Below are 19699 nucleotides of genomic sequence, written 5' to 3' on the forward strand. Positions count from 1 at the left end.
AAAAGACTTGCTGGCTTATTACAATGAACTATTACGGAAAAAGCTGGAAGAAGTGAGGCGTCTCACCAAATGCCAATCAGACTTAGGGATAAAACAAACGGAATTTCAATCGGAAGAAAAAAAATGTCTGGAACCAGAATTATCTGCGAGTACATGGCACGGTACGCTGGCCACTGCTTTTCAAGATATTCGTGAAGCGGGTATCCATACACCTTTCCTGGAAATAACCGGAGCCCAGTTCACGAACGTGTTTACTGCAATTGCTGACAAGATTAATTCGCTTAACGCTGAAATCGTTTCTATCGAACAGACCATTGCGCGTCTTGAGGCGGAAGCAAAGGCAGAAGCAGAGGAGGCAAAAACTAGATGACGACCGAAGTGAAAATTGTGTATGCAGATGTTGAAAGTAAAATCAGTGACATGAGCAATGCAACCACATTGCTTAATCCGAAAGCGGAACCCCCAATTACAGGAAATACACTGGATGTCGTGACGAAATTGACGGAGCTCTCGACTAAGCTAGAAACGTTATTAACGAGTTATCAAACGGTGCTTCTTGCGAATAGTGTAACGACGTCCAATTCAGTCAAGTTTATGAGTGAATCGGATGAAAAAGTAGCATCTGTCATGCAGTGCACACTAGCAGGACCGAAGCAGGTGTCACAATGAAGGTACTGGACGTCAGCCCATTTGAAGAAGGTTTGCAGAACAATATTACTATGCTCAGCCGTTTGGAAGGTGAGATGAAAGCAATTGAAACTGCTGTTGGAGGGCTCGTTGCGCTGGATGATTCCCTAAAGGGGCAAGGCGGAAACGCTATCCGAGCATTTTATAACGATTGTCATATGCCGTTCTTACAGTTTTTCGCAACGTTTAAAACCGCCTACGACAGCGTACTTACCCAAATGAAGTCCGCGCTGGATTCGCTGGAACCGGCTTCGAACGGTTACATCCAAGAAAGTTTTCTCGAAGCGGACGTTAATAAAGGATTGACAACGATTGACCAATTAACGCTGACTTTGACGGACGAAGCGAATGCTATCATTGATGAAGTCCGTGATATCGTCGCTCTTCCGCATTTGAATGACAGCGAAGTACATGAAGGCGTGAAAAGTGCACAAACGAAGCAGGAAAAAACGGTCACTGATCTCCGTGAATTCGATGCAACGCAGACAGCTGCATTAACGCAGATTGAAGCGGATTTGCTGACAATGGAACTGTGGTTGCTTGAAATAGAAGGTATGATGAGCAATGGCCTGACCGATATAGATTTTCAACCTGAACAGTGGGCGGAGCAATCGGAAAACCAACCGCTCAAAACAGAACTGCAACACCGAGTTGACGTTATGAATGGCGTTGTCGAAGACGGTTCAGAGGATGAAACGGGAGAGGTATCAACTGCTTCTGCCAATGACCAAGTTTTGTTATTGAAGAAAGTCGTAGGGTGGGCTAAAAAAGCAAATACAGGTTTATCTGGATTCCGTTCAAGTTATGGATTGTTCAATGCGGGCAAAGCCGGTGGTTTAAGTACTTCAAAACACGTTAATCTGCGAACAGGTGCCTATTCCTACCGCATCAATGCAAGCCAAAAAGCATTAGATAATTTACGTGTCAAACCCAGTGCAAGTGCGCTAAGTGACTTCAATTCGAGAGTGCCGAAAGGCGGCAAAAAATGGTCACCTAAACATTATGAGATTGCAGCGACCAATAAGACGACGTTGAAGTTCGCATCGCAAAAACCAGGCCAAAGTGGCTGGTCCGGCGTCGGTGAACAAGCATTGAAAAATCACCCATCCCTTGCTTATTGGAATCCCGAGGCGACACTAGGCCAAAAAGGGAAAACGGTCGGAGCCGCAGCACTTAAAGGTGCAGGCAATTCCTTCAAGGATATTGTTGACGTGAAAGGTATTGCGAAGAGTGGTTGGTTAAAAGGTTCCGCAAAAGCACTAGGTCCCGTGGGCGCGGGGTTAAACTATTACAATAACTATCATGAAGCGAAGGATGCTGGTTTAAGCACTGAGAAGGCTGCAACTAAAGCTACGGTCGACACTGCAATCGATACAGCTGTCGGAGGAGCGGTTCAAGCGGCTAGTATAGCACTAGGTACAGCGCTCATACCAATCCCAGGAGTCGGGACCGCAGTCGGTGTCCTTGTGGGATTAGGAATCAACGGCTTCTTAAATAGGAGATCAAAAGATGAGGATGGCAATGAGAAAAAAAACTCGCAGTTAGATAAACTCAAAGGTCTTTTCAAATGGTGATGAATGGAGGAAACCCTGTTTTGTTGAAAAAATTAACTGTTGAAGATGTATCGGTACTACGTGAACCACTGGTATCGGGTAGGCAAAGTCCCAATGCACTCGCTGGTGCACTTTTTTTGGGGGCCTTCATGCAAAGTCTGATTTACTATCTAGAATATACAGTACTGGGAAGTGTGACGAACTTCCCATATAAAGATCAGATACTAACAGTTCATTTCTGGATTACAGTAATTTTAGTTATCCTGTCCGTGATATATGCGATTCCATTTATTTATAAAAGAAGTCAAAAAACCCAATATCTACTATCTATTTTAGTTTCACAAAACGCTTTTACATTATCCTTTTACATCTGCGGGTTATTTTTAATAGGAGAGAATCAGGAAGTTTCAGAAAGTTCACTGGTGACATTTACAATGGTAACCTTGTTTTTAGGTGCTTTGTTATTGGTAGCTATAGTTATCCGATTTTCTATTTTATTGAGAAAAGGGAAATATCGCAAGGGTTCTAAACGAGATGAACTCCGGGCAAAATTCGAAACAAAAACGTATATTCCAGCCATTATTATTGGAAGTACCGCTCTTGTATTCATCATTCAATTTGCCGTTAGAACATTCAATTTGGCTGATATCGAGGATATTATGCTTATACTCATTTGCTTTACAATATTCTATACAATGATTTTTGTGTTGCCGGAGCAGCTCGTCATCTTGTATTGTAAGTTCCGCTTCAAAAGCTTTAATTTCAATAAAAGAGGTTATTTGGATTCTGAAGACTTAGCTAAAGGAAGGAAGTTGTGAAATGGAAATTGTCATACGTTCACTGCAATTTGACAATTGTTTGCGCTATGAAACAAGACAAAAGAAGGAAGATTGGCTGAAGCCCTTCAATAAGCTAGAAGATTTCATAGTCAGTCAAGACATTTACAAGAATGGCCCTATATTTTTCTCTGTTAATTCCAACCAAGAGGAGAATTTCACCTATTATTTACCTATCAACTCACCCGTCCAATTGCCAGAAGAAACGGATTTCAGTTTCCAGGATAGCTTTAAACTGGAAAAAGCATTGTTTTTGCGTCAGGCAGATGGTGTAATGGACGTTAACGTTGCTGTACAGAAACTAAAAGATTATGCAGATTTCAATGAAATCAAATTGGAAGATACATACTTTTTCGTTGTACATGAATTATATGATGACTACATCATTGATCTATTTTGCCCGATTCTAGAAGCGGGTGGTAACGAATGATTGTCGAAAATCATCAAATCGCCTACAGAAATGTGGCTTCTAAATACTACAATTTTCTCCCGGAAGAAATTGATCTAGCTATCCAAGACTTTGATGCTATATTAAGTGAACATGGGTATAATTCAGTTGGAAAGATGTTCTTTTCCATTATGAGCAATCCCACTGCCGAAGTGATGACGGCCAAGCTGTTTATTCCAATTGAAGAAAATGATTTCACCATCCCTAAAGAAGAGGAAGTTGATTTTAGCAGTTATTTCCTGATCGACCGCATGATTATGACTCGACTAACAGATGACTTTGATGCCCAGTCACAGGTGACGTTTTGGGAGCTTCTCACTTATATTGAAGAACATGAAATGAGTCGGAAAACGCCTATATTCGTAGAGTTCAAAGAAACGAATGCAGGGCAGACCAATGTGGAGATGTCTGTAGGCGTGCAATGATGAACAGGCGATGCGTTACTATTTGCAATTTGATTAGGAGGATTTAGATGAAAAAAACCATATTTTTTTTGATAGTAGTTTTACTATTGGCAGGATGTGCCTCAAAGGATAATAATAGGGAAAAAGGGGCTGAAGAAAAAGTGGATAAAACAGTTGAACAACAAGTTGGGGAAGAGACACTTTCATTGCAATTATTGAAAGCAGACGAAGAAGCCGGGGTAACGATTGAAAATAGCGAAGTCTATAAAGAGTTAAATCGAATGATTACGGAAAATGCAGATATGGGACTCGCCAATGATTTCAGTATTAATATTATTGATATCGTGGACAGTGGAACAGAAAACGCTTCATTGCTTTTCTTAGCCATTAATCGTTTGGATGAACCGATGAAAAACATCAAGTTCGACTATACATTAGGTCATGATAATGGTGCATTTGTGTGGGAGGGCGTTGAAGTGGACCTTTCCGAGCAGGAAACAGGTATCATTCAACCGAATCATGCAGTTCCATTCTCTCTGAGCATAACGCCTGAACAAGAAGCACTCATCGACACACTTGAACAAGATAACCAAGTCGTGAAGATGGATAATTTTAAATTTGATTCAGTAAATTAATGAAAGCGTTGCAATGCTACTTTTGATTGCAACGCTTTTAGTTGTTCGTATTATCGTTTATGAGCGCCCATAACCCCATACACGTGCGGCATCGTTGGAGATACCGTTCTATTTTTTAGCACGAAGATATTGCGGAAGTCTTATTAAAAGGGTTCGAAATAGAAGGTGAACTAGCTTCCTGGAAAAAGTTGTTCAGACTACTTGCAACAAAAGAAGTATGATAACTTACAATTTATGTTGAAGAAATGTATATCTGAAAAAACTAAGTCAACATGCTACAGCTTTTTACGAAGTTGTAGCGCCTTTTATGTTTAAAGTATGTAGGGAGGTCTAGAAAACGTGAAGAAAATAATAAGGAACGTATGGGAAGTGTTGAAACAAACTGCTTTGGAAATAAAGGCGACTTGGAAGTTTAGTCAACTCGTACAAGGAAGAAGTAAAAAGATGAGAATGTATGTATTAGTTTATATGAATACCTGTTTTTTTCTTGTCTATGCAAGTCTTTGTTTTATTTCCATGATTTATATTCTGTTTGGTATCATAGGCGGCACAATCCTAGGAATCACGGAAAGCCCATATTGGTTCTTGTTATTTCTATTGCCAGTAGCCGCGCTACCCTTTTTATATTTTGTACATAGCATTTGGACCTCAAACTATTCCGGCTTTAAAAAGGAATATTTAAAAACACATTCGATTCAAGTGCCTCAAGGGGAATGAATTTTCCAGTGCATTCCTATTGCAAGTTCTGCTTTAAAAGCTTTAATTTTAATAAGAGAGGTAGCTTATATAATGAAGAATAAGTAAAGAAACTATGCGGGGCGGACCTATACGGCGATAAGTGTAGAGCCCTTGAAGTGTCCAACGAATCGCCGCAAGTGTCCAACCATTCTGGAAAAGCCTCCAACCAACGAATGAGTGTCCAACAAAAACCTCGAAGTGTCTAACCAACTCAGTGAAGTGTCCAACCAATCCCCGCAAGCCTCCAACCATTTCTGGAAAAGTGTCTAATCAACGAAGGAGTGTAAGACAAAACCCTCGAAGTGTCTAACCAACTCAGTGAAGTGTCCAACCAATCGCCGCAAGTCTCCAACCATTCTGGAAAAGTGTCCAACCAACGAAGGAGTGTCCAACAAAACTTTCGAATTGTCCAACCAATCGCCGTAAGCCTCCAACCAATTTTGAAAAGCGTCCAACCAACGAATGAGTGTCCAACAAAACTTTCGAAGCGTCCAACCAATCGCCGTAAGTGTCCAACCAACGAAGGAGTGTCCAACAAAACCCTCGAAGTGTCTAACCAATCGCCGTAAGCCTCCAACCAATTTTGAAAAGCGTCCAACCAACGAAGGAGTGTCCAACAAAACTCTCGAAGTGTCCAACGAATCGCCGTAAGCCTCCAACCATTCTCGAAAAGCCTCCAACCTAAGCATGAAATTGTTCTTTTACCTAGATTGTGAGGTATTCTAAATAGTGTGACTACATTTAAGGGAGGCTTTTTTCCATGAAATATACGCAAATTAAACATACCGAACTCAACGCATCCAACATTATTATGGGGAATATGCGTTTGACACAGCTTTCTTTAACGGAAATAGAGCAGTTAATCCGCACTGCACTTGATGAAGGGATTAACTTCTTTGATCATGCAGATATTTATGGTCAAGGTAGGTGCGAAGAATTATTTGCTGAGGCAATCCAAATGAATCCAAGCATCCGTGAAAAAATGATTTTGCAAAGTAAATGTGGTATCAAAGGCCAAGAAAACTACTTTGATTTTTCCAAAGAACATATCCTCGACTCAGTTGACGGTATTTTAAAGCGTTTAAACACGGATTACTTGGACCTGCTGCTCCTTCATCGTCCGGATCCACTAATGGAGCCTGCTGAAGTTGCCGAGGCATTTGAGAAATTACACAGCAGCGGAAAAGTAAAACATTTTGGGGTGTCGAACCATAACCCAGCACAGATCGAACTGTTGCAAAAATATACACCACATAAATTAGTAGTCAACCAAATTCAGTTTAGTATTGCACACACCCCGATGATTGACGCGGGAATTGCGTTAAATATGAACATAGATCAAGCTATCAATCGTGATAGCAGTATACTAGAATACAGTCGTTTGCATGATATTACGCTACAAGCATGGTCACCATTTCAAAATGGGTTCTTTGCTGGTCCATTCCTTGGCGACTTAGAGAATTTTTTAGAGTTGAATAAAGTGATTGACGAAATTGCTGCCAACTATGACGTAACAAACACGGCAATCGCAACCGCCTGGATTAGCCGCCATCCAGCTAACATCCAAGTCGTACTCGGAACAACGAATCCTCAGCGATTAAAAGATGCATGTAAGAGCACGGATATTACGTTAACAAGAAAAGAATGGTACGACATTTATAAAGCTGCTGGAAATATCGTTCCGTAACAACACCATTATCAATTACAAACGAAACAACCTCCTGACCAGATTATCGGTCGGGAGGTTGTTCTGGTTTGAACCGATCATATCCCACGGAGTCCGATCATATCCCGCGTGGCCCAAGCATATATCGTGCTAACCGATCATATCCCGCACAGCCCAATCATATCTCGACGCAGCCGGTCAAATCCCACGCGCACCGATCATATCTCCGCGCCGCCGATCATATCCCCCGATGACCCAATCATATCTCCGCGCAACCGATCATATCCCACGATGACCCGATCATATCTCCACGGCAACCAATCATATCCCGAGCAAACCAATCATATATTAGCTGGAACCGATCATATCCACACGCAATCCGATCATATATCAGCCCCAACCAGTTTTTTCAGGGTATTCAATAAACTCAAAGTCTGTTAAGGTAATTATATAGTTCAAGAGGGATGCCTTCAGCCTGATCGCTATGAATGATTGGGATACAAGAAGGCGTTTTTTCATGCCTATAAACAGGTTCATACCCAAGAGGGTTAATTGAAAAGGAGGTTTTTGTTATGAAGAAAGTATTTACTGTCTTGCTGGCATTTACTATTGCGATAGGCTTCTCATTCAGTTCGGTGAATGTGGAGGCGGCTAGCCCGAAAGTCGTGACATATAAAAATTGCACAGAGTTAAACAAAGTGTATAAAGGCGGCGTAGCAAGATCTGCATCTATCAAAAATGTAGGCGGTAAAACGAAGTACAAGCCATTTGTATCTGAGGCAATCTATGATGCAAACAAAAAAAGCGACCGCGATAAAGATTTAATCGCGTGTGAAAAGTAACTATAAAAGTAACGAAACAGCTTCAGTCCAGATGGATAGGAGCTGTTTTTACTATAGTGTCTGGCTAGGCTTGGTTGTTGTTAGCCTAATTCTTATTTCAAATTCATAAGTATCCACTCCCGATGTTTCTTCATACCAGCTACTTTTATACCGAATTACCGCACATATTCCGCGAGTGTAAATCCTTTCCTATACAACAAGTGCACGCCTGATTAATAACTTATTCATTCAGCTATAACGGGAGCCACTAAACCGTGCACGATACATTGTATTCCAAGATGATTAAATCATGGTTCATTAGCAGTGGTTAAAATAACAGTTATTCGTTACGGATTACTGATGTTGTGTAAGTGGGGTAGTTGCATTTCGATAACAAAGTGTTACTGAAGGAAATTCCTTCATATAATATATCTTCCACTGTTTAATCATCCATGGAAATTTAGAATTGAAGTTAAGATGCTTCTTGGGCATAATAGAGAAGAAGAGCTTTGATGGTCTATTTTTAATTGAGATAGCTGAAGAGGCTCACCTAATGGGAAATGAGTTACTGCCCTATCTTGATAAAAGATGAGTGGGAGTTGAAAGTGATAGACTGTTATTGAACCCGTAGAAAGAAGTCGGACATGTTAGATGAATAGTAATTTATGACTTAAATTGATAAAACCACCTAGAAGGGGAGAATGTCGAATTGGTAATTCCGTTAACACTAAATCAATCACATGTATCTATAAGTAAGCTTGAGGAAGTATTTGGTACACAGGTGAAAACGATTCATCAAGAAATGAATAAAGGTACTTCTGAAGGTGCTGATTATTTGGGGTGGAAGAATTACCCGAATGAGATTTCGTCAAATGAATTAGAGGATGCTCTGAAGGCGGCGAAAAAACTGCGTGAAAATGCAGATTTGGTTGTTGTCATAGGTATCGGAGGTTCTTATTTAGGAGCGAAAGCGATTCAAGATGCGCTATCACCGTATTTCGAAAAAAACTCGGATGATCCTGAAGTACTCTTTGCTGGCCAAAACTTGAGCGGTGCGTATATGAAACAATTATTAAGCTATATGGGGAGTAAAGAAGTTGCCATTATTGTTATTTCGAAATCTGGAACAACGACGGAACCTGCAATTGCTTTCCGGATTATGCTTGAATATATGGAAAACCGTTATGGTTCATCCGCGAGTGAACGAATTGTTGCGATTACCGATAAATCAGAAGGTGCCTTGAGGGAAATGGCTGTCCGTTCAGGATTTACGTCTTTCATCATACCAAATGATATTGGGGGCCGTTATTCCGTTCTCACGCCAGTTGGTTTAATCCCTCTTGCAGTAGCTGGTGTCGATATTGAACAACTCCTTGCAGGAGCAAAAAAAGCCATTCATGATCTCTCGAACGCAGATATAGATTCGAATATAGCTTATCAGTATGCTGCTTTACGAACGCTACTGTTATCTGAAGGCTACAATGTCGAAATTTTAGCGAGCTTTTCCCCATCCTTTGAAACTTTCCATGAGTGGTGGAAGCAGCTCTTTGGTGAAAGTGAAGGGAAAGGCGGAAACGGTATTTTCCCTGCCGCCGTCGCATATCCTACCGACTTACATTCCCTCGGTCAATATATACAAGATGGTCAACGGATGCTCTTTGAAACGTTTGTCCATTTCACAGAAGAAGCGGAGGATTGTGCGATACCTTCATCCAAAGAAAACTTGGATGGCTTGAATTATCTATCGGATAAAACATTAAATGAAATAAATGAAGTAATGATGCATGGGGCAATGGAAGCGCACCGAGATGGAGGCGTACCTTTACTACGTCTTGAAGCGGCTAAACAAGATGCCTATCATGTTGGGTATCTCATATATTTCTTCCAACTTTCATGTGCAATGAGTGCTTACTTGCAGGGCCTAAATCCTTTCGACCAGCCAGGGGTTGAAGAATATAAAAACAATATCTTTAGATTGTTGGAGAAACCTGGGCATGTAATAGCGGCTCTATAACAGGTGTAAGCTTTAGTAATCCACAACTTAATAAAATGAAGATCAGACATGTAAGTAAATGTCTGATCTTTTTTTGTATATAGGAAATGATTGGGCTGGGGGGATGTATGTGTTTGGTTATGCGGGGGTTATGATCGGTTGGTAGGAAATATGATCGTTCGTGAGGTAGTAATGGTCGGTTGGCAGGTTATATGATCGTTCGTGAATGTAGTATAGAAAGTGGACACAATCCAATGAGCGTGTTTGGATGGAGAGAACAAACTAACTGAATGGAGCGTGTCCATTATGAAGAAACGAATAGATAATCAGCTGAAAGAGCATTTGATCAAGCTGGTGGTGGAAGACGGAAGAAAACAGATTGAAATTTCACGGGAGATGGATGTGCCTGTTAGTACCTTGCGAAAGTGGGTAAGTCAACATCGAAAAGAACTGGAAGGAAAACGTAATGGGGAAGAATTTGTAACCTCTACCGAGCGGCTAAGGCAGCAACGAGCGCTTGAAAAAGAAATCCAGGAACTGAAGGAAGAGAATGAAATCTTAAAAAAAGCCATGCACATCTTTTCAAAAAACCTGCAGTGATCTATTCATTTATTGAAAAGCACCGGGAAGAATACCGCGTGAATAGGATGTGCGAAGTTCTAAAGGTTTCAAAGAGCGGCTACTATAAATGGCGAGAAAAAGTACAAAGTGCCTCGCAGAAGAAAAAAGAAGGGGCATTAAAGTTAATCAAACAAATTTTTTACGAGAATCGGGAGGTCTATGGAAGCCCCCGAATCCAACGGATTCTGAAGAAACAAGGGGTACCACTTTCAGAGAAGACTGTCTCAAACTATATGAGAGAGCTGAGCTTATGCGCTACAGTGCCTTTTCACTATACGGTGACAACTCAATCTAATCATGAACATCCGATTTATCCTAATTTGTTAAAACGAAACTTCCATGCGGATCATCCCAATCAAGTGTGGGTCGTGGATATCACCTATATCTGGACAAGTCAGGGGTGGCTATACCTGGCTACGGTGATGGATTTATTCTCTCGTAAGATCATTGGTTTTAACTTAGCGAACACCTTATCCACGCAGCTGCCTCAACTGGCGCTGGAGCGTGCTTTTCATTTCCGTTCCCCAGAAGAAGGGTTGATTCACCATTCAGATCAGGGCTCCCAGTATGCGTCTGTTGCTTATACTGGACTGCTTAAAGAGAAGCAGTGCCAAATCAGCATGAGTCGTAGAGGTGACTGTTACGACAATGCGTGTATTGAATCCTTCCATGCGACAATCAAGAAGGAACTGATTTACCGAATGAAGTTCAAGACACGAAAGGAAGCAGAGACGGCAGTGTTGGATTACATCATCTCGTTTTATAACGAGAAACGCATCCATTCCACGTTAGACTATGTCTCCCCTAATTTTTTCGAGTCACAGTATCAAGAATTGAAAGAGAAAAATGCCCAGAAACCACTCACAACTTTCGTGGAAGAGCAGTTGGCTTTTTAACTGCTCTTCCACGAAAGTACAGCAAGCGCAGCGCGGTAGGCTTTTTAAAATAACTGCTCATTAATTCATGTCCACTTTCTTGACAGAATACCATTCGTGCGGCGTTACTGATCGGTTGGGGGAATATATGATCGTTTGTGTGGCGTTACTGATCGGTTGGCAGGTTATATGATCGTGCGTGAGGTAGTAATAATCGGTTGGCGGGATAAATGATCGTTCGTGTGGTGTTGCTGATTGGTTGGTAGGATATATGATCGTTTGTGTAGCGTTATGATCGGTTGGAGGATTATATGATCGTTCGTGCGGTGTTACTGATCGGTTGGTAGGATATATGATCGTTTGTGTGGCGTTACTGATCGGTTGGCAGGATATATGATCGTTTGTGTGGCGTTATGATTGGTTGTCGGATTATATGATCGTTTGTGTGGCGTTATGATTGGTTGGCAGAGGATATGATCGTTCATGCGGGGTTATGATCGGTTGGCAGGATATATGATTGTTCGTGTGGTATTACTGATCGATTGGCGGAATATATGATCGTTCACGCGGCGAATGTGATTGAGGATAAACATTTAACTGACAATGGATAAAAAATCCATAGGCAGCGTGCACAAGGAGATAATTCTCTTTTGTGACAACAAAAAGTACAGAGGGAAAATTCGAGGCGATTCTTTCAGGCTAGCACAAGACTTTTGTAAACGAATGAATTACAATAGTATTCATAAGATAACAAAAACCGACAAAGTTCGATAAAAAGTAGGTTTTTTGTGGATTGCTCTAAAGGGAAGAGGGTTAATTTCATTTGTTACATTATGAAACGCATAACTTAGGTCCTCAGCATGATTGGGTCGTATTTCTCCATGGCTTGGGTGGAAATTCAAATATATGGTATAAACAAATAAAAGAGTTTAAGAAGCATTTCAACCTGCTCTTCATTGACTTAAGAGATCATGGCGGTTCTGCTAATTATGAACCTGAAATGCTAACATATACACCTGAAATTTTAGCTAAAGATGTCGTAAAGGTAATGGATTGCCTTTCTATTGAGAAGGCTCACTTTGCCGGCATTAGTTTGGGTTCTGTTGTCTTACATGCGATGCATATTTACGCACCAAGTAGAATTAAAAGCATGATTTTAGGCGGTGCAATTATCCGTTTAACAAGTGTTGCGAAAGTGATTCTGAGAACAGGAAACTTGCTTAAAAGTGTGGTCCCCTACATGTGGTTGTATAAAACATTTGCACGTATCCTAATGCCTAAAGCACACCATAAGAAATCAAGGGACGTTTTCATCCTAGAAGCAAAGAAAATCCGTCAAAAAGGGTTTATTAAATGGTATCGATTTGCTGCCAAGGTATGTGAAATTTATCCGCGAATTGATTGTGAAAAACATGAAATTCCCAAGATGTACATCATGGGTGATCAAGACTATATGTTTCTTGGCCCCGTTGAAGAAGATACGATAAAGGATAAAAGCGCTAGATTGCATATTATTGAGCAATGCGGCCATGTCTGTAATATTGAGAAGCATAAAGAGTTCAATCAAATAGCCATACAGTTTATCAAGGAACAAGTTAAAGTAGAGCAGGAATTATTAGCAACTAGTAAGCTTGTTAGTATTGCGTAATGTTAAATGAGGACCAGCCTGGATTGTGAGGGCTGGTTTTTCGTGCTAGTTAAAAAGCAAGAAAACGTATTTCGAGTGTACATTTACAACCCCATTGTAGAAAGTATGTTCCTAAGCATGTTATGATTATAGTAAAGATACGTAAAAGAATAGTGAAAAGGGTGGAAGCGTCATGGATAAGAAAGAACAACAGTTATTTGCACACTACTACGACAAATTTGTTGAAAGAAGTTTTGATGAAAAGGACTTCTATAGTTTCATGATGTTGGTTCGAGACGATACGCATGGAATTGATAGTGTTAATGGGCTTGCTGATTTCATCGCGCTAAGGGAGAAGAGCTCGGGATATGTAGGGGAGTATCTAGGAGACTGCAAACAGGTTATCGCAAATTTGGGTAATGGGGTCAAAGCTAAAAAAATTGAGGATATCTTCTCGTTTAAAGAAATAAGGAATGGTTTTAACGCGCTGTTTTTGAAAAATGGCTTTGAGAAGTTACCTGCTGAAATCATCAATGATTTCATTTTATGCACGATTTCTTTATTGCAGGACGTAAAATTAGTATCGGGTAATCTGAATAAAGTAGTGGGACATCTGAGTTTTGCTGTATCCAGCAAAGAAGTATTTTTGATGGGGAACATGAAGACGTTAAACAAAGGCCGCTATATTCCTGTTACATTTCAAGTTTTGTCTGTCAAGAATAGCTACGAGGCATTAACACCACAGGACAAAAATGATACACCGTATTTGTTTAATGAGGAACTAATTGAGGTTGTAAACATCGAAGGAAATCTTGTAATAACGTTTCCGGAATAACTTTCTGGTGCAATGACATAAAATCTAAACTAAAACCAGCCAAGATTATAAATGGCTGGTTTTGCTGTTCATAGCTAAGAAAGTATACGTTTTTTTGACTTAGAATAATGTCCAGTCGGCTCGGAGGCCCACAGGATGTGGGTTACGCGGCGATTTCCGTATTTTTCAGTTAAGCAAGATATGGGCAAGGCGATGAGTCTTGAAATGTCTGAACTAACAGGCAAAGCTGAAGTTGGTTTGATCAGCAACGTTGTAAAAGCATTTTTGTAGTATAAAGAATTTCAGGTGCCACACTACGTGAAGCTATTCGGAAAATTCAGCGGCAATCAGATTTACAGACCTCTTCCTGACACCTTAGTATTATTATGAAATCGCATGATTTATTTGACTTTATTCCTCGCACCCACACCCGCACAAATTGTTTTCTGTCGATAGAACCCCCCAAAACAGGCACATTATAATCCATAAAAGCGCTCGAAAATCACTATCTCAAAGAATAAAAAAACTCTTTCAAAATTTCAAAGGCTAAGAAGTTCCATTAAATGATAAGTCGGAATGTTGTTGATTATTAAAAAGTATCGTTGTATTATTAACCTAATACTTATTAGGTGGGGATACACAATGAGAGAAAAATTATTGAAAGCGGCTATTTATCATTATTCACGTTACGGTTATCAAGGTGCAACGATGCAAAAGATTGCTACAGAAGTTGGCATTAAGCCTGCTTCCATCTACTTTTTTTACCAAAACAAAGAAGCTCTATTTATTGCAGCATTCCAGAAGTTATTAGAAGAACACTTTAGTCAGATGAAAAAAATTATGGATGAAGTAGAAAACTCCCCAATAGAAGAGATTTTCGGTAGTTTGCTGCATGGTACTGTCTCATTCCATAAAGAAAAAGAAGAAGAAACGGCGGCTTATATTTCATTGATCACTTCTCCTCCGCCAGAGATAAAGCAGTTTCTGAAAAATCATATGGAGCAATTTGATAACTGGCTCATACAATCGCTAAACACTTCTTTAAAGCATTATTACCCATCCATTTCCGATCAACAAAGTATCAATGTAACAAAACAATTTCTTTTACTAATGGACGGCATCTTTTGGGAAATGACTATGTACGATGAAAATGCTTTGTCTGAGCAACTCCAACATGCTTTCCATCTAACAACTCTAATTTTGAGGGGGATTGAAGATGCAAAATGATTATGCTCGAGAAGTTGTACCGATGCATGAACGTAAGAAATGGTTTTCCATCAGTCTAATCTGGATTGCTGTTGGAATTGATTTATCTGCTATGCTATTTGGCGCACAACTCGGGGCAGGAATGGCTTTTAATGACGCCTTGCTGTCTGTGATAATCGGATCCCTGATATTGGGTGTTCTAGCTGCATTTTGTGCATACGTTGGGGCGGCTACTGGATTATCAACGTCTATGATTTCTCGTTCCGCCTTCGGAAGTTCAGGCGCGAAAATTGTTTCAGCCTTTCTTGCTATCTCGTTAATGGGGTGGTTTGGTGTACAAGCTGGTTTTTTTGCCGAAAACGCAACTGTTGCTATCTCCGAGGCAATCGGAATTCAATTACCCATTCCGCTTCTAGCTGGAATAGGTGGATTGCTGATGATGTTGACGGCAATGTTCGGATACCGTGCAATAGAGAGGCTCAGTTCTTGGTCTGTACCACTATTAATCATATTAGTGATTCTCGCGGTTGGAATGGCGATCACTAAATTTGGCACTTCAAGTATCGGGGCCCATGTAGAAAATACATTCTCGATAGGAATGGCAATCTCACTAGTGATTAGTATCTTTGTTGTAGGTGCGGTAATTTCACCGGACATTTCACGCTGGGCTCGAACAAAAAAAGATGCAGTTCTAGCTTCTTTCTTTGGTTTCTTTATTGGCAATAGTTTTATGTTGGTCATTGCGATGATTCTATCCCGTGTCATGAATGAAGATAATTTGACGACGATTATGCTGACTGTCGGTCTTGGGATTCCGGGTATTCTCGTTTTGATTTTGGCGCAGTGGACAACTAATACGAGTAATGCTTATTCTTCTGGACTCGGTTTAGCTGTTATTTTTACGAAGACTAGTAAAGTGAAATTAACTTTTGCGGCAGGTACAATTGGGACGCTTATGGCCGTTTTCGGGATTTATGGAAACTTCATTAACTTCCTAAGTATTATTACAATGTTTATCGCGCCAATAGGCGGTGTGTATACGGCTATTTACTATATAGGTGGGGCAAAAATGCTGTCATTTGAATCTTCTGCAAAGTACAAAGCATATCCGTTGATCGCTTGGGGGACGGGGACGTTAGTGAGCTGGATGACACTGGAGAATCCAATTGGACTGGAACTTTTCAAACTGACAACAATTCCATCTTTAGATAGTTTCATCATCGCTTTTGTTACACAGGGAATTTTTTGTTTTGTCATTAAACGTCAATTTACGAAGGAGAATCAGTATGAAGTGGTTAAATGAAGAAGATATCGAGCACATTGCAATCGGAGCATCCGTTCTTGGGACAGGTGGGGGCGGGGATCCCTATATAGGGAAATTAATGGCTCTTCATGCGATTCGTAAATATGGGCCGGTTCAAGTAATTACGATGGATGAGCTGAAAGAAGATCATTGGATTGTTCCTATTAGCGGGATGGGGTCCCCCAGTGTGCTCGTCGAAAAAATTCCTTCATTCGAAATGTTAATGGCACCTTTGCTTGCGTATGAAAAAGCGAGCGGGAAAAAAATAGATATCGTTATGCCAATCGAAATTGGTGGGGTTAACTCATTGATTCCCGTGGCTGTAGCAGCAATGAAAGGCATCCCGATTTTAGACGGCGATGCAATGGGACGTGCTTTTCCAGAAGCTCAAATGGTTACTTTTCATCTTGATGGGTTAAAACCTGAATTGGTCACGATTGCAGATGAAAAAGGAAACACGGTCACGATTGAACCGGCAGATGGACACTGGAGTGAAAAAATTGCCCGTAGTATTACGATCTCGATGGGAGGATCGTCAATTGTAGCTGATTATGGAGTGACGGGTACACAAGCAAAAAAAAGCGTCATTCCTGATACATTGACACTTGCTCAAAAAATAGGCGAGATACTGAAACAGCCACGAAATGGAGCAGTGCATCCGATCGAACAAATGCTTACATTATTAAATGGACATCAATTATTTAGAGGAAAAGCAGTTGAAATCAAGAGGGGAATCGAGGGTGGATTTACGAGAGGGAAAGCTGTTTTTGAAGGCAGCGAAGAAAATGATCTTGATTCTTGCGTGCTATCTTTCCAAAATGAACATCTTCTTGCTGAAATAAATAACAAACCGATTGCTATGACACCAGATTTAATTGCTGTTTTAGATGAAGAAACGGGCATGCCCATTACAACAGAAGGTTTGAGATATGGAGCTCGCGTTATCATTGTAGCTTTCCCGGCGAACGAGAGATGGCGGACGCCAATTGGCATTGAGACGGCAGGCCCGCGTTATTTCAAGTATCCATATGACTATACGCCATTAGAAATACTGATAAAGGAGTTTGTGCTTTCATGATACGGTTAGGAATTGACGTTGGCGGTACCAATACAGACGGAGTTCTGTTGAATGCAAAAAATGAAGTAATCTGCAGTACAAAAACGCCCACCACAAAGAATGTTTTTTCAGGGATTCAAACGACAATTAAAGAACTACTAGCTAGTTCGGCGGTCAATGTCAGAGATATTAAAATAGCAACGCTAGGAACGACGCATTGCACAAATGCAATCGTGGAGAGGAAATCATTAAATAGAATTGGAATCATTCGCATTTGTCTTCCTTCTGGAACAACGGTTCCTCCACTTGTCGACTGGCCAGAAGATTTAGTCGATAAATTACAGGCTAAAACCGCTTTGATTCACGGAGGTTACGAATTTAACGGTTCCCCAATTACTGGTATTGTACGAGATGAATTAATAGAGACTGTCGAGTTGTTTAGAGACTCAGTAGATTCGATTGCTATTACAGGTGTATTTTCTCCGGTTCTAGCCGAACAGGAAAAAGAAGTAGCAGCTTTTTTCCAACAGGAGTTACCGCATATTCCGATTTCCCTTTCAAGTGAAATCGGTACGATTGGTTTAATTGAAAGGGAAAATGCAACCATTTTGAATGCTGCACTTAAGAATGTCATAAAGCATGTATCAGAAGGCTTTGAGCAGGCATTGGTTAATGAAAGCATTCATGCAAAAATTTATTTCGGTCAAAATGACGGTACACTGATGACTAATGTCTTTGCTCAAAAGTACCCGATTTTCACCATCGCATGTGGGCCAACCAATTCAATCCGAGGGGCTTCATTTTTATCGAAAGAGCGCAATGCAATTGTCGTGGATATTGGTGGTACGACGACCGATATCGGTGTATTAGCAAATGGATTCCCGAGACAAACGTCTCTTGCCGTTGAAGTGGGTGGTGTCCGTACCAATTATCGCATGCCTGATATCTACTCACTTGGTTTAGGGGGCGGTACTCAAGTAACTTTAGAAGACAGTGCATGGAAAATTGGTCCTGAAAGTGTGGGTTATCAATTGCCCGAGAAAGCACTCATCTTCGGTGGTGAAACACTAACTGTGACGGATGTTGCTGTAGGAGTAGGCATGATGCAGATGGAGAATGCGCAAGAAGAAAAACTTCTTTCCATTCCTACACAAGAAATTTACCCACATATTGTTGAAATGGTAGAAAAAGCAATTGATCGCATGAAAACAAGCGGGGATGACGTGTCAGTCGTGCTGGTTGGTGGTGGTGCAGCCTTGATGCCTGCCACATTAAAAGGTGCGAGTCGTATTATCCGACCCGAACACGCGGGAGTGGCAAATGCAATTGGTGCAGCACTTGGCGACATTAGCGGTACATGTGAAAAAATTTATTTGCTCGAAAATCGCGATCACCATGAAGTGATTGAAGAAGCAAAACAAGAAGCAATCCAAGCGGCTATTACGGCAGGCGCAGATCCTGATCAAATCGATATTATCCAGTTGGAAGACTTTCCATTGGCTTATATTCCAGGGGAAGCAATCTTGGTTAGAGTGAAAGTTGCTGGGCCTCTTTTGTTGGAGAGTGTGAAGTAATTTTGAATTATTTTGTAACCTGCTACTCTTTTTTACTTTTAAGGTTTTATCGGTCAAGAATAGCTACGAGGCAATAAACCACAGGACAACAATGATACACCAAATTTGTTTAATGAGGAATTGAGTGAGGGTGTGAATATCAAAGGGAATCTTGTGGTAACGTTTCCTTAGTAACTATCTGGTTCAATTACATAGGGTGCAAATGAATCCTGCCATGGACTGGACTAAGAATTCCTCACTCTACACGCTTCGGCGCTGGATGGTCTATGTCGAAATCACATTACTTTATCTATAATTGCGGTGGAGATGAATAAAAGTCCTATTATGATGGATAGATTCAGAAATCCCTAATCTACACGCTTTGGCGCTTTGTGGATGCCTCCCTCGATAAGCCAGAAAGAAGATCGCTTTCAGTCTTATCGCTCCGGCTACCACTAAGACGCGCTTACGCTGGATGTTCCAATGTATACTTATGGTATCTAATATCTCTACTTTTATATTAAGGGAGGTTCACTTTCTAATAGAGCATCACATTATCTTTGCAAAAGTTAGTAAAGGATATAATCTACGACGTGCTAAAGAGCCCGAAATTACATCTTCGGGCACTTATCGACTCTATAGATAGTTATCTATTCTTTTCTTTCAAAGCAACTGCATTTTTCACTTGAATAGTGTAGGGACGCGCCAGAAATAGTCCAGTGAAAATGGCTGTTTTCAAGCCCTTTCGCCAGCATTTTAGGTAGATGAATGGTTAATCATCAGACGTGTTAACTAAATAATATAAAGTACAAAGCAAAACCAGCCAAGATCGTAAATGGCTGGTTTTGCTGTTCCTAAGCTA

General features: G+C 40.7%; 18 protein-coding genes and 1 pseudogene. All 19 read left to right on the forward strand.

The genetic code is table 11. The features are described from left to right. Window positions 1-7 precede the first annotated feature (7 nt). Window positions 8-370, forward strand: coding sequence for a DUF5082 domain-containing protein (locus tag MKZ26_RS18280; protein WP_340767070.1), 363 nt, complete (start codon window positions 8-10; stop codon window positions 368-370). Then, a complete protein-coding gene (locus MKZ26_RS18285) occupies window positions 367-669 on the forward strand; it encodes a YwqI/YxiC family protein (RefSeq protein ID WP_340767071.1) in 303 nt (100 codons plus the stop codon). Before MKZ26_RS18280 ends, MKZ26_RS18285 begins: the two co-directional genes overlap by 4 nt. Then, window positions 666-2261 carry a ribonuclease YeeF family protein gene (locus tag MKZ26_RS18290; protein WP_340767072.1) on the forward strand — a complete coding sequence of 532 codons (1596 nt, stop codon included), beginning with the start codon at window positions 666-668 and terminating at the stop codon, window positions 2259-2261. The genes MKZ26_RS18285 and MKZ26_RS18290 overlap by 4 nt, the downstream gene beginning before the upstream one ends. A 20-nt stretch (window positions 2262-2281) precedes the next feature. Continuing rightward, the gene (locus MKZ26_RS18295; RefSeq protein ID WP_340767073.1) at window positions 2282-3058 is read left to right on the forward strand and encodes an ABC transporter ATPase; all 777 of its coding nucleotides are present in this window, start codon (window positions 2282-2284) and stop codon (window positions 3056-3058) included. A 1-nt stretch (window position 3059) separates the two neighbouring features. Continuing rightward, complete coding sequence (locus MKZ26_RS18300) at window positions 3060-3506, forward strand: DUF5085 family protein (protein WP_340767074.1); 447 nt, start codon at window positions 3060-3062, stop codon at window positions 3504-3506. Next, window positions 3503-3949: a DUF5085 family protein gene (locus MKZ26_RS18305; protein ID WP_340767076.1), complete on the forward strand. Its 447-nt coding sequence runs from the start codon at window positions 3503-3505 to the stop codon at window positions 3947-3949. The genes MKZ26_RS18300 and MKZ26_RS18305 overlap by 4 nt, the downstream gene beginning before the upstream one ends. A gap of 47 nt (window positions 3950-3996) precedes the next feature. Continuing rightward, window positions 3997-4563: a membrane lipoprotein lipid attachment site-containing protein gene (locus MKZ26_RS18310; RefSeq protein WP_340767077.1), complete on the forward strand. Its 567-nt coding sequence runs from the start codon at window positions 3997-3999 to the stop codon at window positions 4561-4563. 339 nt (window positions 4564-4902) lie between these two features. Next, a complete protein-coding gene (locus MKZ26_RS18315; RefSeq protein WP_340767078.1) occupies window positions 4903-5280 on the forward strand; it encodes a hypothetical protein in 378 nt (125 codons plus the stop codon). 781 nt (window positions 5281-6061) lie between these two features. Continuing rightward, window positions 6062-6988 carry an aldo/keto reductase gene (locus tag MKZ26_RS18320; protein WP_340767079.1) on the forward strand — a complete coding sequence of 309 codons (927 nt, stop codon included), beginning with the start codon at window positions 6062-6064 and terminating at the stop codon, window positions 6986-6988. A gap of 551 nt (window positions 6989-7539) precedes the next feature. Continuing rightward, window positions 7540-7809 (forward strand): excalibur calcium-binding domain-containing protein, encoded by a 270-nt coding sequence (locus MKZ26_RS18325; RefSeq protein WP_340767080.1) that lies wholly within the window; start codon window positions 7540-7542, stop codon window positions 7807-7809. Between the two features lie 688 nt (window positions 7810-8497). Continuing rightward, window positions 8498-9802, forward strand: coding sequence for a glucose-6-phosphate isomerase (locus MKZ26_RS18330; RefSeq protein WP_340767081.1), 1305 nt, complete (start codon window positions 8498-8500; stop codon window positions 9800-9802). A 285-nt stretch (window positions 9803-10087) separates the two neighbouring features. Beyond that, window positions 10088-11298: pseudogene (locus MKZ26_RS18340) on the forward strand (IS3 family transposase). A gap of 802 nt (window positions 11299-12100) precedes the next feature. After that, on the forward strand, window positions 12101-12925 hold the full coding sequence (locus tag MKZ26_RS18345) for an alpha/beta fold hydrolase (protein WP_340767082.1): 825 nt from the start codon (window positions 12101-12103) through the stop codon (window positions 12923-12925). A gap of 172 nt (window positions 12926-13097) precedes the next feature. Then, a complete protein-coding gene (locus MKZ26_RS18350; protein ID WP_340767083.1) occupies window positions 13098-13739 on the forward strand; it encodes a hypothetical protein in 642 nt (213 codons plus the stop codon). 135 nt (window positions 13740-13874) lie between these two features. After that, entirely contained in the window at window positions 13875-14009 is a 135-nt protein-coding gene (locus MKZ26_RS18355; RefSeq protein ID WP_340767084.1) for a hypothetical protein, read from the forward strand. 351 nt (window positions 14010-14360) lie between these two features. Next, complete coding sequence (locus MKZ26_RS18360; RefSeq protein WP_340767085.1) at window positions 14361-14945, forward strand: TetR/AcrR family transcriptional regulator; 585 nt, start codon at window positions 14361-14363, stop codon at window positions 14943-14945. Next, window positions 14935-16227, forward strand: a complete 1293-nt coding sequence (locus tag MKZ26_RS18365; RefSeq protein ID WP_340767086.1) for a cytosine permease — start codon at window positions 14935-14937, stop codon at window positions 16225-16227. Before MKZ26_RS18360 ends, MKZ26_RS18365 begins: the two co-directional genes overlap by 11 nt. Continuing rightward, window positions 16211-17305, forward strand: a complete 1095-nt coding sequence (locus MKZ26_RS18370; RefSeq protein WP_340767087.1) for a DUF917 domain-containing protein — start codon at window positions 16211-16213, stop codon at window positions 17303-17305. Before MKZ26_RS18365 ends, MKZ26_RS18370 begins: the two co-directional genes overlap by 17 nt. Continuing rightward, on the forward strand, window positions 17302-18858 hold the full coding sequence (locus tag MKZ26_RS18375) for a hydantoinase/oxoprolinase family protein (protein ID WP_340767088.1): 1557 nt from the start codon (window positions 17302-17304) through the stop codon (window positions 18856-18858). The genes MKZ26_RS18370 and MKZ26_RS18375 overlap by 4 nt, the downstream gene beginning before the upstream one ends. Window positions 18859-19699: the final 841 nt, after the last annotated feature.

It is taken from the genome of Sporosarcina sp. FSL K6-6792, assembly GCF_038004885.1.
Taxonomy (GTDB): Bacteria; Bacillota; Bacilli; order Bacillales_A; family Planococcaceae; genus Sporosarcina; species Sporosarcina psychrophila.

What these genes read in the sequence shown, in the direction of transcription:
- MKZ26_RS18370 (WP_340767087.1), top strand. Translation starts at nt 16,211, where the DNA reads ATGAAGTGGTTAAATGAAGAAGATATCGAGCACATTGCAATCGGAGCA.
- MKZ26_RS18350 (WP_340767083.1), top strand. Translation starts at nt 13,098, where the DNA reads ATGGATAAGAAAGAACAACAGTTATTTGCACACTACTACGACAAATTT.
- MKZ26_RS18325 (WP_340767080.1), top strand. Translation starts at nt 7,540, where the DNA reads ATGAAGAAAGTATTTACTGTCTTGCTGGCATTTACTATTGCGATAGGC.
- MKZ26_RS18365 (WP_340767086.1), top strand. Translation starts at nt 14,935, where the DNA reads ATGCAAAATGATTATGCTCGAGAAGTTGTACCGATGCATGAACGTAAG.
- MKZ26_RS18375 (WP_340767088.1), top strand. Translation starts at nt 17,302, where the DNA reads ATGATACGGTTAGGAATTGACGTTGGCGGTACCAATACAGACGGAGTT.
- MKZ26_RS18360 (WP_340767085.1), top strand. Translation starts at nt 14,361, where the DNA reads ATGAGAGAAAAATTATTGAAAGCGGCTATTTATCATTATTCACGTTAC.
- MKZ26_RS18285 (WP_340767071.1), top strand. Translation starts at nt 367, where the DNA reads ATGACGACCGAAGTGAAAATTGTGTATGCAGATGTTGAAAGTAAAATC.
- MKZ26_RS18305 (WP_340767076.1), top strand. Translation starts at nt 3,503, where the DNA reads ATGATTGTCGAAAATCATCAAATCGCCTACAGAAATGTGGCTTCTAAA.
- MKZ26_RS18320 (WP_340767079.1), top strand. Translation starts at nt 6,062, where the DNA reads ATGAAATATACGCAAATTAAACATACCGAACTCAACGCATCCAACATT.
- MKZ26_RS18290 (WP_340767072.1), top strand. Translation starts at nt 666, where the DNA reads ATGAAGGTACTGGACGTCAGCCCATTTGAAGAAGGTTTGCAGAACAAT.
- MKZ26_RS18310 (WP_340767077.1), top strand. Translation starts at nt 3,997, where the DNA reads ATGAAAAAAACCATATTTTTTTTGATAGTAGTTTTACTATTGGCAGGA.
- MKZ26_RS18355 (WP_340767084.1), top strand. Translation starts at nt 13,875, where the DNA reads ATGTGGGTTACGCGGCGATTTCCGTATTTTTCAGTTAAGCAAGATATG.
- MKZ26_RS18300 (WP_340767074.1), top strand. Translation starts at nt 3,060, where the DNA reads ATGGAAATTGTCATACGTTCACTGCAATTTGACAATTGTTTGCGCTAT.